General features: G+C 71.2%; 14 protein-coding genes. 2 read left to right on the forward strand and 12 right to left on the reverse strand.

All coding sequences use genetic code 11. The annotated features are described in order from the left end of the window. Positions 1 to 72 precede the first annotated feature (72 nt). From CP973_RS37540 to CP973_RS37555, 4 genes are all read right to left on the reverse strand, one after another. Positions 73 to 1,515: a hypothetical protein gene (locus CP973_RS37540; RefSeq protein WP_341874875.1), complete on the reverse strand. Its 1,443-nt coding sequence runs from the start codon at positions 1,513 to 1,515 to the stop codon at positions 73 to 75. Positions 1,516 to 1,648: 133 nt separating this feature from the next. Further along, entirely contained in the window at positions 1,649 to 2,698 is a 1,050-nt protein-coding gene (locus CP973_RS37545; protein WP_244410217.1) for an ABC transporter substrate-binding protein, read from the reverse strand. Between the two features lie 253 nt (positions 2,699 to 2,951). Next, positions 2,952 to 3,707 carry an ABC transporter permease gene (locus CP973_RS37550; protein ID WP_150248975.1) on the reverse strand — a complete coding sequence of 252 codons (756 nt, stop codon included), beginning with the start codon at positions 3,705 to 3,707 and terminating at the stop codon, positions 2,952 to 2,954. A gap of 3 nt (positions 3,708 to 3,710) precedes the next feature. Then, positions 3,711 to 4,445 carry an ABC transporter permease gene (locus tag CP973_RS37555; protein WP_150248978.1) on the reverse strand — a complete coding sequence of 245 codons (735 nt, stop codon included), beginning with the start codon at positions 4,443 to 4,445 and terminating at the stop codon, positions 3,711 to 3,713. Positions 4,446 to 4,643: 198 nt separating this feature from the next. Between CP973_RS37555 and CP973_RS37560 the strand changes: the two genes are divergently transcribed. Next, positions 4,644 to 5,831: an ABC transporter ATP-binding protein gene (locus CP973_RS37560; RefSeq protein WP_150248981.1), complete on the forward strand. Its 1,188-nt coding sequence runs from the start codon at positions 4,644 to 4,646 to the stop codon at positions 5,829 to 5,831. 81 nt (positions 5,832 to 5,912) lie between these two features. Here CP973_RS37560 and CP973_RS37565 read toward each other — a convergent pair whose 3' ends face one another. The 6 genes from CP973_RS37565 to CP973_RS37590 form a co-directional block, all read right to left on the reverse strand. Continuing rightward, entirely contained in the window at positions 5,913 to 6,404 is a 492-nt protein-coding gene (locus CP973_RS37565) for a DUF3180 domain-containing protein (RefSeq protein WP_150248985.1), read from the reverse strand. A 114-nt stretch (positions 6,405 to 6,518) separates the two neighbouring features. Next, entirely contained in the window at positions 6,519 to 7,112 is a 594-nt protein-coding gene (gene folK, locus CP973_RS37570; protein ID WP_150248988.1) for a 2-amino-4-hydroxy-6-hydroxymethyldihydropteridine diphosphokinase, read from the reverse strand. Continuing rightward, complete coding sequence (gene folB / locus CP973_RS37575) at positions 7,109 to 7,468, reverse strand: dihydroneopterin aldolase (RefSeq protein ID WP_030596419.1); 360 nt, start codon at positions 7,466 to 7,468, stop codon at positions 7,109 to 7,111. Before folB ends, folK begins: the two co-directional genes overlap by 4 nt. A 417-nt stretch (positions 7,469 to 7,885) precedes the next feature. Further along, on the reverse strand, positions 7,886 to 8,380 hold the full coding sequence (locus tag CP973_RS37580) for a nuclear transport factor 2 family protein (RefSeq protein ID WP_150248991.1): 495 nt from the start codon (positions 8,378 to 8,380) through the stop codon (positions 7,886 to 7,888). After that, positions 8,377 to 9,297 (reverse strand): dihydropteroate synthase, encoded by a 921-nt coding sequence (gene folP, locus CP973_RS37585; protein ID WP_208853374.1) that lies wholly within the window; start codon positions 9,295 to 9,297, stop codon positions 8,377 to 8,379. Before folP ends, CP973_RS37580 begins: the two co-directional genes overlap by 4 nt. 69 nt (positions 9,298 to 9,366) lie before the next feature. After that, positions 9,367 to 11,211, reverse strand: coding sequence for a phosphatidylglycerol lysyltransferase domain-containing protein (locus CP973_RS37590; protein WP_150248994.1), 1,845 nt, complete (start codon positions 11,209 to 11,211; stop codon positions 9,367 to 9,369). Between the two features lie 140 nt (positions 11,212 to 11,351). Between CP973_RS37590 and CP973_RS37595 the strand changes: the two genes are divergently transcribed. Continuing rightward, the gene (locus CP973_RS37595; RefSeq protein WP_150248997.1) at positions 11,352 to 12,467 is read left to right on the forward strand and encodes an alpha/beta hydrolase; all 1,116 of its coding nucleotides are present in this window, start codon (positions 11,352 to 11,354) and stop codon (positions 12,465 to 12,467) included. A gap of 276 nt (positions 12,468 to 12,743) precedes the next feature. Here CP973_RS37595 and folE read toward each other — a convergent pair whose 3' ends face one another. Both folE and ftsH read right to left on the reverse strand, forming a co-directional pair. Continuing rightward, on the reverse strand, positions 12,744 to 13,349 hold the full coding sequence (gene folE, locus CP973_RS37600; RefSeq protein WP_150249000.1) for a GTP cyclohydrolase I FolE: 606 nt from the start codon (positions 13,347 to 13,349) through the stop codon (positions 12,744 to 12,746). A gap of 229 nt (positions 13,350 to 13,578) precedes the next feature. Further along, on the reverse strand, positions 13,579 to 15,594 hold the full coding sequence (gene ftsH, locus CP973_RS37605) for an ATP-dependent zinc metalloprotease FtsH (protein WP_150249003.1): 2,016 nt from the start codon (positions 15,592 to 15,594) through the stop codon (positions 13,579 to 13,581). Between the last annotated feature and the right edge of the window lie 150 nt (positions 15,595 to 15,744).

Below are 15,744 nucleotides of genomic sequence, written 5' to 3' on the forward strand. Positions count from 1 at the left end.
GCGCACGGCGGCGCGCAGCGGTGCGCAGCGGTGCGCCGGGCACGCGGACATGCCCGGCGGGTACGGAAACGGTCAGGAAGAGACCGCGCTGCGCAGCTCCACCATGTCGATCTGCTCGGTCTCGTCGTGCGCGGTCAGATCGATGACCTCGCCGTTCCCGGATTCCTCGGCTCCGGCCGCTTCCTCGACCGCTTCCCCGGTCGTTTCCTCAGCCGCTTCCCCAGCCGCTTCCCCAGCCGCTTTCCCGGTCGCTTTCCCATCAGCGTCGCCGTCCGCCGTCCCGGCCCCGGCCCCGGCCCCGGCCCCGGCCTCACCGGTCTCAGGACCGGTCGTGGACTTCCGTCCGCTCTCGGAACGCACCTCGTCCGTCGTACGGCCCCTGCCGCGCGCCGACTGTTCGGCGACCGCCTCGTCCCCGACCACGTCGGCCAGGTCCTCCTCCAGCTGCCGGGGCGGCTTCGCACGCCGCGGCACGGCCGACGGCACGCCCGTGCCCGGGCCGGTCGGCGCCGCCCCGTTCCGTACGGCGCCGGTGCCCGTGGCCGTACCGAAGAAGTCGAAACCGCCCTGCGCTCGGGAGGCGGGCAGCCGGGGAACCTGTACGGGCGGGACGACGGCCGCGGCGGCCGGTACGGGGCGCAGGTTCGGCGCCACCCGCGCGGCCTGCCGTTCGGCGTCCCGCGCGTCGGCGTCAGCATCGGCATCGACACCGACATCGGCACCGGCACCGGCATCGGCATCGACATCGACATCGGCGGGAACCCGGTCGTCGGCCGGGCCGTCGCTGCCGGGAGCGGCGTTCGAGCCCGCACCGGCGGCGGCCACGGCAGCACCCGGCCCCGACCCGTCGGACTCGGAACCGGTCGACTGCGGACCTATCGGCTGCGTAGCGGTCGACTGCGAAGCGGCGGCCGTACGGGGGCGGCCCTGCGCGGCCGAAGGCTCCGTGGCCGCCACGGGATTCCCCTGGCCGTCCTCACCGTCCTGGTCCGGTACGGTCCCGGCCTGGCGGGCCGCATTGCGCGGCAGCTGCCGCAGCGCTTCCGCCGCCCGGTGGTACATCCCCGCGGTGAGCGTGCCCGGCACGCCGTCCGGACCGGCCCCGGCCGCCGGCTCCCCGGCGGGCGTGCCGGCCTCGATGGCGAGCAGCCGGCGGCCTTCCAGCGCGCTGGCGCGCTCGGTCTCGGCGGTGGCGTAGCGGCGCAGCAGCTCGGCGTGCTCGCTGCGCAGCCGGGCCAGCTCGGCCCGCTTGGACCGCAGCTTGGTGTCCAGCTTGCCGCGTATCTCGCGGGACTCCTCCAGGTCCGATTCGAGCTCGGCCAGCCGCTCGTCGGTCTTCCACTCGTCCCGCAACCGGGCGTTCTTCAGCTCGGCGACGCTCTTGCCGGCCGTACGGTCCCAGGCGCGCAGCAGGACGGAGCCGGTGACCGCGGCGGCCGCCGCGCCCGTGGCGAGAGCGCCCTGCACCAGGTCATCACCGACGAACCAGACACCCGAGGCGCAGGCTAGGGACACACCGGCGACCGTCACAGGGGGAAGAAGCCGGTGCAGGGATGGCGAATGGCGGTGGCGTCCTCGTGGCATGGCCTGAAACTTACCGTGCGTGCGGGACCTATGGGGCCCCGCCCGCCGCTTCGTTTCATGGTGGTTACTTCTTTGCCAGTCCCTTCGACTCCAGATATGCGCGCGCGACATCCGCCGGCTTCTGCCGTTCCGCGTCGACCTTGCGGTTCAGGTCGATCAGATCGGCGGTGGTCAGCTTGTCCGTGAGCTTGCCGAGAGCCGTCTCGATCTCCTTGTCACCGGCGCTCTTCGCATTCACCACGGGCAGCACGTTGTCGGCATTCTGCAGCTTCTTGTCGTCCTTCAGCAGCACCAGGCCGAAGTTGTCGAGCGTGGCGTCCGTCGTGGTGGTCAGCACCATCTGGTCCGTGCCGTCCTTGACCGCCTGCTTGGCCTGGGTGGTGCCGACGCCCTTCGGGTCGATGCCCGTCACGTCTATGCCGTACGTCTTCTCCAGGCCCGGCTTGCAGAACGGGCGCGTCTCGCACTCCTCGCCCGCCGCCAGCTTGACCTTCTGCTTCGACCGGCCGAGGTCGGAGAGCGTCTTCAGGTGGTAGCGGTCGGCGAATTCCTTGGTCACCGCGAACGCGTTCTGGTCCGTCGCCTCCCCGGCCGGCAGCACCTTCAGTCCGCGCGGCCCGGCGAGCGCCTTCAGGGCCTCGACCGTCTTGGCGATGTCGCTGGAGGCGACGGGCTTCGCGTCGGGGCCGTTCTTCTTGGCGTTGAGGAATTCGGCGAGCGTCGAGGCGTATTCCGGCACGACGTCGATCTGGCCCTTCTCCAGCGCCGGTTCGTACAGCTCACGATTGGCGAGCGTCTTGACCGTGGCGTGGTATCCGGCGTCGTTAAGGATCTTGGAATAGATCTCCGCGAGCACCTTCGATTCGGTGAATCCGGCCGAGCCGATGACGATGTCCCCCTTACCGCCGCCGCTCCGCGCGCCGCCCTTCTCCTCCAGGCTCTTTCCCCCGCATGCGGCCAGCCCGCCCGCCAGCGCGGTCACAGTGCCCGCGATCACCGCGGCCCGCAGGACGCGGGCCGGTCTCCGGCCGCGCCCGGCCCGACGGGCGGGGTCCCGAGTGGCGTGCTGGTCGGTGCGATGGCTGTGGTGCTGGCTGTTCGAGTCCTGGTTCATACCGGTTCACCATCCAAGGAGGAGAGAAGAAGTTCTTGCACGGGCCCCGGGCCCCCGGGCCGCGTCGTCACCGACCCGGGCCGCGTCGTCACCGACCCGGGCCACCCCGCCGGTCCACCGGCCCATGCCGCCGATGCCCTGGCCGGTCCCGCCGATGCCCTGGCCGGTCCCGCCAATGCCCTGGCCGGTCCCGCCAACGCCCTGGCCGGTCCCGCCGATGTACCAACGCGTCCCACCGACGCGCCGGCCCGGCTCACGCCCGACTCCCGGCCGCCGTCACGTCGTCCGACGCCGAGCCGTCCGCCGCCGCGTCACCCGCCGTACGCGACCTCCGCGCCCGGCCCCGGCCCCGCCGCATCGGGTCGAAGGCCCGGTCCGTCAGCACCAGCAGCCCTTCGACCAGCAGCGCCAGCACGGCCACGAGCACCGCGCCCGCCACCACCTGCGGCGTGTTGTAGTTGCCGAACCCGGCGGTGATGATGCGGCCGAGGCCGCCGCCGCCCGCGAGCGCGGCGAGCGTGGCCGTGGCCACCACCTGGACACCGGCCGAGCGCAGCCCCGTCATGATGAGCGGATACGCGAGCGGCAGCTCGACCCGCAGCAGCAGCTGCGGCCCGGACATGCCCATCCCGCGCGCCGCCTCCACCACGTCCCGGTCGGCCTCCCGCATGCCCACATACGCGTTGGTCAGCAGCGGCGGCACCGCGAACAGCACCAGCGCGATGATCGTCGGCCAGTCCCCCGCCGTACCCAGCGGACTGAGCGTCAGCAGGACCAGTACGGCGAACGTCGGCACCGCGCGGCCCACGTTGGAGATGTTGACGGCCAGCGCCCCGCCCTTGCCGATGTGGCCCAGATACAGGGCGACCGGCAGGGCTATCAGGCAGGAGATCGCCAGGCACAGTGCGCTGAGGTAGACATGCTCGCCGAGCCGGTGCCACACCCCCTTCTCGCCGGCCCAGTTGGCCGAGGTCGCCAGCCAGTCCCACGCACCCGTTATCGCGTCCATCGCCTAGGCCACCGCCTTCTTCGCCCGGCCCGCGGCCCGCCGCTCGCGCCGCGCCCGGGAGCGCGCCCGCGCCTGCGCCCGGGTCCACGGCGTCAGCAGCCGCTGGAGGCCGAGGAGGAGCACGTCGGCGATCACCGCGAGCAGCACGCACAGCACCGAGGCCGTCAGCACCTCCGCCTTGAAGAAGCCCTCCATGCCGCTGGATATGAGGTTCCCGAGGCCGCCGTAGCCCACCACGGCGCCGATCGTCGTCATCGCCACCGTCGAGACCGTCGCGATGCGCAGCCCGGCCGTCAACGCGGGCAGCGCCAGCGGGAGTTCGACGCCGAACAGCAGCCTCACCGGGCCGTACCCCATGCCGCGGGCGGCCTCGCGCACCTCCTGCGGCACGGACTCCAGCCCGGCCAGGATGTTGCGCACGAGGAGCGTCAGGGAGTACAGCACGAGGCCCGTGACGACCACGGCCGCCGAGACGCCGAAGACCGGGGTCAGCAGGGCGAACATGGCCAGCGAAGGGACCGTGTACAAAATCGTCGTCAGCCCGAGGACCGGGCCCGCGGCGGTCCGCCAGCGGCGGGCCACCAGCGCCAGCGGGAAGGCGATCAGCAGCCCGAGGACGACGGACACCAGGGTGATGCCCACATGCTGGACGGTCGCGTCGATCAACTCCTGGCTGCGCGTCCGGACATACTCACCGCAGATCCAGTCGTTCGCTTCCAGGCAGCTCTGCGCACCCACCCGCGGTCACCTCCCCCGACCTGTCGCTCACATTTCCGGTGACTGTCTGCGACCCTATCCCCCACCACTGACAATCCGACCGGCCCGCCATCCAGTCGTAACAAGACGCCTGCGACGGAACGGATTCCGCGGGTATCAGCCGGGGAGCGCTCCGTGCGCCTGCCCGGCCGGCGACCGTTCACACTGGGGGACCCCACCATGATCCGTTTCGAGCATGTCACCAAGAGCTACGCCGACGGCACCACCGCCGTCGACGACCTCTCCTTCGAGGTCGGGGAGGGCGAGCTGGTCACGCTCGTCGGGCCCTCGGGCTGCGGCAAGACCACGACGATGAAGATGGTCAACCGGCTCATCGAGCCGACGAGCGGTCAGATCTTCCTGGACGGCGTGGACATATCGACCATCGACCCCGTCGAGCTGCGGCGCCGCATCGGCTACGTCATCCAGCAGGTCGGCCTCTTCCCGCACAAGACGGTGCTGGACAACACCGCCACCGTCCCGCACCTGCTCGGCTGGCAGCGCAAGAAGGCCCGGGACCGCGCGGCCGAACTCCTCGACCTGGTCGGCCTGGACCCCGCGCAGTACGGGGACCGCTACCCGGAGCAGCTCTCCGGCGGTCAGCGCCAGCGCGTCGGCGTGGCCCGCGCGCTGGCCGCCGACCCGCCCGTCCTGCTGATGGACGAGCCGTTCGGCGCGGTCGACCCGGTCGTGCGCGAACACCTCCAGACGGAGTTCCTGCGCCTGCAGTCCACGCTCCACAAGACGGTGCTCTTCGTCACCCACGACATCGAGGAAGCGGTCCGGCTCGGGGACCGCATCGCGGTGTACGGGTCGGGGCGCGTCGAGCAGTTCGACACCCCGGCAACGGTGCTGGGCGCGCCGGCCACCCCGTACGTGGCGGAGTTCGTCGGCGCCGACCGCGGCCTCAAGCGCCTGTCGGTCACCCCGATCGAGACCGGCGACCTGGAGCAGCCGCCGGTGGTCCGGCTCGACGACGACGCGGCGCGGGCCGCGGGCCGGCTGGCCGAGGAGGGCGCGGCCTGGGCCGTGGTGCTCGACGCGGACGGGAGCCTGCACGGGTGGGTCTCCGGCGCCGGGCTGGCCGCCGGAACGGGCGGGCCGGGCGGGCCCGGCACGGCCGGTGGCGAGGTGCGGGACCACGCGCGGCGCATGGACGCGTGGCTGCCGGTCGGGGCGCCGCTGAAGCAGGCGTTCAGCACGATGCTCCAGCACGACGCGGGCTGGATCGCGGTGCTGGACGGCGAGCGCTTCCTCGGCGTATTGACGCCCGCGGCCCTGCATGCCGCGCTGCGGCGGTCCACGGCGGCGGACGCCGGGCACGTACAGCGGGAGGACGTCGTGGTGGAGAGCGTGCCCGGCGCGTAGTCGCACGGACGGCGCGCGGCCGGAGGCGGGTGTGGGGGCGGGGCGGGCGGGAGCGCCGTACGGGACCGTACGGCCACCGGCCTACGCCGGGCTCGCGCCCCCCGCGCCCGTCTCGTCGTCGTCCTCCGGAAGCTTGCACACCCGCTCCAGGAAGATCGCGGCGGCCACCACCGCCACTCCCGCCAGGACCGAGAAGCCGGCGTGGACGGCCTGGTCCCGGCGCGGGTCCTCGTCCATGCTCGTGGTCAGCAGGAAGACGCCGACGCCGCCGTACAGACCGGCCACCAGGGACGCCACCAGGGCGCTCGCCTGGCCGAAGACGACGGCGCGGGCGGCGACCAGCGGGTCGACGCCCTTGGCGCCGGGCTCACGGGCGCGCTGGGCGTTCAGCCGGGAGCGCAGGGACAGGGCGGTGGCGGCCAGGACGGCGGCGATCAGGGCCAGCACGATGGGGGCCGCCAGCGGCACGCTGGGGAGCGTGCCGAGGGCGTCCCACAGCCGGGCGCCGGCCCACGCCAGCACCCCGGCCGCCAGGAACAGCCCGACCAGCACCTTGATGTGTAGCTGCTTCACCGAGCGCTCGCCCCTCGTGCCTTCGTTCTCGTACGTGTGCCGGAGTCTTAACGACCACCCCGGCGGTCCCGGTTCCTGGACGGCGGCCACCGCGGCGGCCGCACCGCCGGGACCCTACTCCGGCAGCCGCAGTTCCAGGTCCGCCCGCGGCGTCACGCCCTCGCGGCCGACCGCCGAGAGCAGCTCCGCCACCGCGCCGCGGCCCGGGACCTCCGCCTCCGGGTCGATGTCGTGCCACGGCACCAGCACGAAGGCGCGCTCGTGGGCGCGCGGGTGCGGCAGGGTGAGCAGCGGGTCCTCGGAGACCACGTCCTGGTACGCGAGGATGTCCACGTCGATCGTGCGCGGGCCCCAGCGCTCGTCGCGGACGCGCTCGAAGGCCTCCTCGATGGCGTGGCCGCGCTCCAGCAGCGAGGTGGGCGGCAGCGTCGTCTTGATGAGCACCACCGCGTTGAAGTACGTGGGCTGGGAGCCGGGGTCGACGCCCCACGGCTCGGTCTCGTAGACCGGCGAGACGGCCTTGACCCGCACGCCCGGGGTGTCCTCCAGGGCGTCGATGGCGCCCTGGAGGGTCTCCAGGCGGTTGCCGAGGTTGCTGCCGAGGGAGATCACGGCGCGCTTGGGGTTGGAGAGGGTCACGTCCGCCGCGTCCACCCGCTCCACCACGGACGTGGGCACCGGCTGTACGGTCGGGTCACTGCTGGTCATACTCGGCTCCGGGTGATGGTGATGGTCACGTCGTCAAAGGGGACGGTGATCGGGGCGTCCGGCTTGTGGACGACCACCTCCACCTCCTGCACCCCCTCGTGCTTGAGGCACTGCCCGGCGATGCGCTCCGCGAGCGTCTCGATGAGGTCGACCGGCTCGCCCTCGACGACGGCCACGACCTCCTCCGCCACGACGCCGTAATGCACGGTCTTCGCGAGGTCGTCGGCCGCCGCCGCCGGGCGGGTGTCCAGGCCCAGCACCAGGTCCACGATGAAGGTCTGGCCCTCCTCGCGTTCCCGGGGGAAGACCCCGTGGTGCCCTCTGGCCTTCAGCCCACGCAGCGCGACACGATCCACGCGAATCACACTCCCACTGGTCCCATTGGCACCTCTGGTACCACTGATCGTCGGAATTCCGGGCGGGGGTCCAGGACTCCTCCGGCACGCCGCCCTGTCATCGAATCTACCTGCGAGCACCGGCAGTGCTTGCCCACGGGGCCATGGACAAGCCCCCTGCCGCTGCCGGGCGGCGGTGCCGAGGCGGTCGAGCGGGCGTCCGCGCGGCCACTACCCGGGCCGTCGCGCTTCCACCCCTACCCTTGCAGCACTTGGCTCGAACGGGTGCGCAGAAGTCGACCTTGCTGACGCTTCCCGCTGACGGCCCCGGCCGCCGTCCCCCCTGGTCCGGACCTGTCGGCGGCTGTGGCGGCACCACCGTACGACCACACAGCGACCGCGAAACTCCCCGAAGACTTCACGCGGCTTTCACGTCGGTCAGCCGCCGCCCACGCCTCCGACGCCCGGCCCGTCGCCGTCGCCGGCCTCCCCCGCTTCCCCGTCCTCATCGTCGTCCCGGTCCGCCAGGACGGGCGAGCCGTGGTGCGACCAGACCCGCCAGCCCTCTTCCGTACGCCGGAATACATTGGTCGCCACGACCAGCTGGCCGATCAGCGGCCCGACCGAGCCGTCCTCCTCCGCCGGCCCGCCGCTGAGGATGTTCTCGGTGCAGGTGACCAGCGCGGTGTCGCCCAGGACGTCGATCTCCACGTCCGTCAGGAAGAACTGGATGTACTCGGTGTTCGCCATGATCAGGGCGTACGAGCGCAGCACCTCGCCGCGCCCGCGCAGCACCGGCCAGCCCGGGTGCACCACGCTCACCTGGCCGTCCATCCACATCTCGGACATGGCCGCGTGATCTCCGCGCTCCATGGCCTCGTACAGGTCGGTGTTCGCCTGCTCGACCAGCTCGATGTCCGTACGTGGACTCACACCGCTCCCGTCGCGTCCGCCGCACCCGCGGCGCCCGTCACACTCGTTCCGCCCGTCTCCTGCGCCGCGCCCTCCACGGCGCGGGCAACCCGTACCGCGTCCGCGCTCGCCCGTACCTCATGCACCCGCACCGCCCAGGCTCCCTCCCGCGCGACCATCGCCGAGACCGCGGCCGTCGCCGCGTCCCGCTCCCGGGCCGGCGGCGGGGCGGCGTGCGCGTCCCCTGCCAGCACCCTGCCCAGGAAACGTTTGCGCGAAGCGGCCACCAGCAGCGGACGGCCCAGCTCCCGCAGCCGGGCCAGGTGCGCGACCAGCGCGAGGTCGTGCGCGGCCTCCTTGGCGAAGCCCAGCCCGGGGTCGATCACGATCCGCCCGGGGTCGATGCCGCCGGCCACCGCCCGGTCCAGGCTCTGCCGCAGCTCGTCGACGACCTCGGAGACCACGTCCCCGTAGACGGCCCGGTTGTTCATGTCGATGGACCGGCCGCGCCAGTGCATGACCACGAACGGCACCCCGGCCGCGGCCACCACCGGGACCATCGCCGGGTCGGCCGCGCCCGCGCTCACGTCGTTGACCAGCCGGGCACCGGCCGCGACGGCCCGCTCGGCCACCGAGGCCCGCATGGTGTCCACCGAGACCGTGACCCCGGCGGCACACAGCTCCCGTACGACCGGCACGACCCGGCGCAGCTCCTCGGCCTCGTCCACCCGGGCGGCGCCCGGCCGCGTCGACTCGCCGCCCACGTCCACCAGGTCCGCGCCCTGCGCGACGAGGTCGAGGCCGTGCTTGACGGCCAGCTCGGTGTCGAACCACTGCCCGCCGTCGGAGAACGAGTCGGGCGTCACGTTCACCACGCCCATCACCGCGCAGCGGTCCCAGTCCGGAAGTCCGGCCACCCGGCCGCGCAAGGTACTCATGGCTCCAGCCTAGGCGGGTGCGGTACGGAGCCGCCCACCCCGGTCAGGGGCGGGCGGCGTACCCGGTCCCTACGCGGCGGTCCCGACCACGTCCGCGGTGATGGGCTCGTCCTTGTGCGCGCACGGCCGCGGCTCGGCGGGCGTCCTGCGGCGCAGCGCCCGGGGCAGCCCCAGTTCCAGGTAGCCCTCGGCCTGAAGCGCGGCCAGACCGATGCGCGGGATGTCCCGGCTGTTGCGGAAGACCACGAAACGCGGTTCCCAGCGGGGCTGGAACTTGTCGTTGAACTTGTAGAGCGACTCGATCTGGTACCAGCGGGACAGGAAGATCAGCATGCCGCGCCAGATCCGGATGACCGGGCCCGCGCCCAGCTTCTCGCCGCGCTCCAGGGAGGAGCGGAAGACCGCGAAGTTCAGCGACACCTGCTTGATCTTGAGGTCGGGGGCCGCCTGGAGGGCGGCGACGATCAGCAGCTCGTTCATGCCGGGGTCGGCGGAGCGGTCACGGCGCATCAGCTCCAGCGAGATGCCGTCCCTGCCCCACGGCACGTAGTGCTGCATCGCCTTCAGGTCGCCGAACGGGCCGGGCTGCTCGCCCTCGGCGGGCGCCAGGTGGGCGGTGGCGATCACCGCGTCCCCGTCCTTCTCGGCGTCGATGCGGCCCAGCGCCATGGAGAAGCCGCGCTCGGTGTCGGTGTCGCGCCAGGCGTCGGCGGCCTTCTGGATACGGGCCAGCTCCTCGGGCTCCAGGTCGCGCACCCGCCGCACCCGGGTCTCGTAGCCGTTGCGCTCGATGCGCTTGACCATCTGGCGCACGTTGCGCATCGAGCGGCCCGTGAGGGTGAAGTCCGCCACGTCCACGATCGCCTCGTCGCCCAGCTCCAGCGCGTCCATGCCGGTCTCGCGGGTCCAGACCTGGCCGCCGGTCTCGCTGCAACCGGTGACGGCCGGTGTCCAGGAGTGCGCCCGCGCCTCCTCCATGAAGCGCTCGATGGCGCCCGGCCACGCCTCCACGTCACCGATCGGGTCGCCGCTGGCGAGCATCACGCCGGATATGACCCGGTAGCAGACCGCGGCCTTGCCGGTCGGCGAGAAGACCACGCCCTTGTCGCGGCGGAGCGCGAAGTAGCCGAGGGAGTCCCGCCCGCCGTGCTTGGCCAGCAGCTCGCGCAGCCGCTCCTCGTCCTCCTCGGTGAGCCGGGCGGCCGGGTGCTCGGGGCGGAAGGCCAGGTAGGCGGTGGTGGCGACGGTCAGCAGGCCGAGGGCGCCGAGGGAGTAGCCGACGGTGTAGTCGACGTTGTTCACGTACCGGACGGGGCCCTCGAAGCCGAACAGGCCCCACAGGACGTGCTTGATCCGCTCCCACACCGACGGATCGCCGACGATCTTGTGCGGGTGGGAGTTCACGATCACCAGGCCGAGGCCGAAGCTGATCCCTCCGAGGGCGACGAAGTTCAGCAGGGCCTTCACCCGGCTGCGCGGGTCCGGCAGCGCCTCGAAGGCGCGGCGGTGCCACACCAGGAAGGCCAGCAAGGCCAGCGAGAAGGCCGCGCCGAGGATGGAGTGCCGGTAGACGAGCTGGGCCGCGATGCCCACCGGGAGCAGCGAGACGGCCGCCACCCAGGCGCGGCGCTTACGCCGTTTGAGCCCGTGGGCGAGCATCAGGAGCAGGATGCCGACGACTATGGAGGAAGCCGCGGCCAGGGCGCTCACGGCGCCCGGCAGGACCTCCGCCAGCGCATGCAGCCGGCTGTGCCGGAACCGGGGGAACAGCCCGGCCGCCAGATTCAGCAGCCCGACGACCGCTCCGGCGGTCCCCACCAAGGGCGGGACCTTTTCCGGGCGGGGGCCGCGCAGCCAGCGTGGCGGACGCCACGCAACCGTCCCGGACTTTTCGCCATCTAGCCTGTCAGACATTACTTTCCCGTCGCCCCGGTCGAGAGAACGTGCGAGTGTTAGTCGCAGCATCTGGACTTTTGCGCCCTGTATGACGGCGTTTCAGGGCCCGGGGTTCCACCTGCGGCCGTGTCGACCGGCCGCCCGGAAGAAAGCGCCACATGGGTCTCACCAGCAAAAAAGTGCTGCTCCTGGCCGTCCTTTTCGCGGTAGCACTCTTTGTCCTCACCATCTGGCTGTGGCCTCGCCTGTCCAAGCGCAACTGGCGCGCGGTCCTCGGCCGCATCGGCCTGCTGCTCGCGACCCAGTTGTCGATCTTCGCGTCGATCGGCCTTTTCGCGAACAATTCGTTCGGTTTCTACGCATCCTGGGCGGACCTGTTCGGCAAGGAACAGGAGCCGGGGGTGGTGACCAATTACGAGACCGGCCCGAACGGCACCAAGCTGAAGATGCTGGGCAGCGAGCACGTGGGCGTGCCCGGCGGCTCCAAGCCGCACGTCGGCGGCCGGATAGACAAGGTCCTGCTCAAGGGCGAGAAATCCAAGATCAACAGCCCGGCGTTCGTGTATCTGCCGCCGCAGTACTTCCAGACCAAGTACGCGAAGAAGCGCTTCCCGGCGTCCGTGGTGCTGACCGGCTACCCGGGCACCGCGCAGGCCCTCTACAAGAAGCTGCACTTCCCGCAGACCCAGCACGACCTGGTCCGCAAGAACAAGATGCAGCCGACGATACTGGTCATGATGCGCCCGACCGTGGCGCCGCCGCGGGACACCGAGTGCGTGGACATCCCGAACGGTCCGCAGACCGAGACGTTCTTCACCCATGACGTACGCCACGACATAGCCAGCCACTACCGGGTGGGCACCGACGCCAGGAACTGGGGCGTCATAGGGGACTCCACGGGCGGCTACTGCGCCCTGAAGATGCCGATGCGCTACCCGCAGGCGTTCTCCACCGGTGTGGCCCTCTCCGGCGCGTACAAGGCCCCGCTGGACGCCACGACCGGCGCGCTGTTCGGCGGCGACAAGCAGCTGGAGCGGGAGAACGACCTCATGTGGCGGCAGAAAAACCTTCCTGCACCGCCGGTGAACCTCCTCGTGACCTCCAGCAAGCAGGGCGAGGAGAACTACAAGGACACGCTGAAGTTCATCCAGCAGACCAAGTCCCCGAGCCGGATCGCGTCGATCATCCTCGACAGCGGCGGCCACAACTTCAACACCTGGCGGCGTGAGATACCGGCCGCCTTGGAGTGGATGGGCGGCCACCTCAAGGCGTAGCGGACACCGCCCCGGGGGCGGCGTGACGGACGAGGGCGGGGCCCGGTGGATTCCACCGGGCCCCGCCCTCGCTCGTGACACGGGCAGCTCGCCGACGGGCATCAGCGGGCCGGTGTCGACAGGCGCCGACGGGCCGGCATGGGGCGCACCGGCCGCGTACCGGCTTCAGCGGACCGGTGAGGCGCACCGGCCGCGTACCGGCTCAGCGGACCGGTGAGGCACACCGGCCACGTACCGGCTCAGCGGGCCGGCGAGGCGCACCGGCCGCGTACCGGCTCAGCGGGCCAGTATCAGGCTCATCGCCTCGGCGCGGGTCGTGGAGTCCCGCAGTTGGCCGCGTACGGCCGAGGTGGTCGTCTTGGCGCCCGGCTTGCGGATGCCGCGCACCGACATGCACATGTGCTCGGCCTCGACCACCACGATGGCGCCGCGGGCCTCCAGGATGCGCATCAGGGAGTCCGCGATCTGCGTGGTGAGGCGTTCCTGCACCTGCGGGCGGCGGGCGAAGACCTCGACCAGCCGGGCCAGCTTGGACAGTCCGGTGATCTTGCCGCTCTCGGCCGGGATGTAGCCGACGTGCGCGACGCCGTGGAAGGGCAGCAGGTGGTGCTCGCACAGCGAGACGATCTCGATGTCCTTGACCAGCACCATCTCGTCGTGGCCCAGGTCGAAGGTGGTCGTCAGGACGTCCTCGGGCTCCTGGCGCAGTCCGGCCAGGATCTCCTTGTACGCCCGGGCGACCCGTGCCGGCGTCTCCAGCAGGCCCTCGCGGTCCGGGTCCTCGCCGACGGCGATCAGCAGCTCACGTACGGCGTTCTCGGCGCGCTTCTCGTCGAACTCGCCGATCGTGCCGTCGCCGTCCAGCGTCACCGGATCGGTCATCTCGTGCCTCGTTCCTGTTGCGCCCGCTCCTCAGGCGGAGTACCACGTGCCCAGGCTAGAACCCGTGGGGCGCGGCTTTCATTCCGGGGCCGGTGTGAGCCTCACGACATACCGGGCATATCGTCCGGACGGCAAAGAAAAAACCGGGTCCGTACGGAATGTTCCGTACGGACCCGGTCTGCTGCCGGGCGGGCCCGGCCAGTGCCTTGTCAGCGCCGCTCGGAAGCGGTCAGCTCTCCGGCGTCCGGTCCTCGGGGGACTCGGTCTTCTCGGTCGAGACGTTCGACGAGGAGGAGGGGGCCGAGCCGTTGGCCGGGGCCAGCTCCTTCGGGGAGAGCACCGGCGGGCGGGTCGAGGGCGTACGCCGCGAGGAGCCGGTCCACGCCGGGCGGGCCGGGCGCTTGACGATGTGCTTGAAGACCTCGGCGACCTCTTCCTTGTTCAGCGTCTCCTTCTCCAGGAGCTGCAGAACCAGGTTGTCGAGCACGTCGCGGTTCTCGACCAGGATCTCCCACGCCTCGTTGTGCGCGGTCTCGATGAGCTTCTTGACCTCTTCGTCGACCAGCGCCGCGACCTCTTCGGAGTAGTCGCGCTGGTGACCCATCTCACGGCCGAGGAACGGCTCGGAGTTGTCGGAGCCGAACTTGATCGCGCCGAGCCGCTCGGTCATGCCGTACTGGGTGACCATGGCGCGGGCCGTCGCGGTCGCCTTCTCGATGTCGTTCGCGGCGCCGGTGGTCGGGTCGTGGAAGACCAGCTCCTCGGCCGCGCGGCCGCCGAGCATGTACGCCAGCTGGTCGAGCATCTCGTTGCGCGTGGTCGAGTACTTGTCCTCGTCCGGCAGGACCATGGTGTAGCCCAGGGCCCGGCCGCGGGACAGGATCGTGATCTTGTGGACCGGGTCGGAGTTCGGCGAAGCGGCCGCGACCAGGGCGTGTCCGCCCTCGTGGTACGCGGTGATCTTCTTCTCCTTCTCCGACATGATGCGGGTCCGCTTCTGCGGACCGGCCACCACGCGGTCGATCGCCTCGTCCAGCGCCTTGTTGTCGATCAGCTTCGCGTCGCTGCGGGCCGTCAGCAGCGCGGCCTCGTTCAGTACGTTCGACAGGTCGGCGCCGGTGAAGCCGGGGGTGCGCTTGGCGACGGCCGTCAGGTCGACGTCCGGCGCGACCGGCTTGCCCTTCTGGTGGACCTTGAGGATCTCCAGGCGGCCCTGCATGTCCGGGCGGTCGACGGCGATCTGCCGGTCGAAGCGGCCGGGGCGCAGCAGCGCCGGGTCCAGGATGTCCGGGCGGTTCGTCGCGGCGATCAGGATCACGCCGCCCTTGACGTCGAAGCCGTCCATCTCGACCAGCAGCTGGTTCAGCGTCTGCTCGCGCTCGTCGTGACCGCCGCCGAGGCCCGCGCCGCGGTGCCGGCCGACGGCGTCGATCTCGTCGACGAAGACGATCGCCGGGGCGTTCGCCTTGGCCTGCTCGAACAGGTCACGGACCCGGGAGGCACCGACACCCACGAACATCTCGACGAAGTCGGAGCCGGAGATCGAGTAGAACGGCACGCCCGCCTCGCCGGCGACGGCACGCGCGAGCAGCGTCTTGCCCGTACCGGGCGGGCCGTACAGCAGCACACCCTTGGGGATCTTGGCGCCGACGGCCTGGAACTTGGCCGGCTCCTGGAGGAACTCCTTGATCTCCTGGAGCTCCTCGACGGCCTCGTCCGAGCCCGCGACGTCCGAGAACGTCGTCTTCGGGGTGTCCTTGGTGATCAGCTTGGCCTTGGACTTCCCGAAGTTCATCACCCGGGAGCCGCCGCCCTGCATCTGGTTCATCAGGAACAGGAAGATGACCACGATGAGGACGAAGGGCAGCAGCGAGATCAGCATCCCGACGAACGGGTTCTGCTTCGACGGGGAGACGGTGTAACCGTCCTTGATCTCGCCGGTCTGGTACCTGGCCTGAAGGGTCTTGGCCAGATCGACGCCCTGGTCGCCGATGTAGCTCGCCTGGAGCTTGTTGGAGCCGTCGACCTTGTTGTCGCCGGACAGCTCGACCTTGATCTTGTTCTCGTCGCCGGTCGTCAGCTCGGCGGATTTCACCTTGTTGTCAGTGATCGCCTTGACGACCTGACCGGTGTCCACCGTCTTGTAGCCGCCGGACGAGCCGACGACCTGCATCAACACGACCACGGCGAGGACGGCCAGCACGATCCACATGACCGGCCCACGGAAGTATCGCTTCACGTCCATCCATACGGAGCTCTCTGAGCCCCGTCCCTCCTGCCACAGTGAGGCACAACAGCCCTGCGGAGGGCTGGTCGTGCGTACGGTGTATTACTGGCCCGAAAAAAGACTGACCTTCGGACGGTACCCCAGCATTGTCACCCGACGACGCCGCCC

This window comes from Streptomyces albofaciens JCM 4342, assembly GCF_008634025.1.
GTDB lineage: Bacteria > Actinomycetota > Actinomycetes > Streptomycetales > Streptomycetaceae > Streptomyces > Streptomyces albofaciens.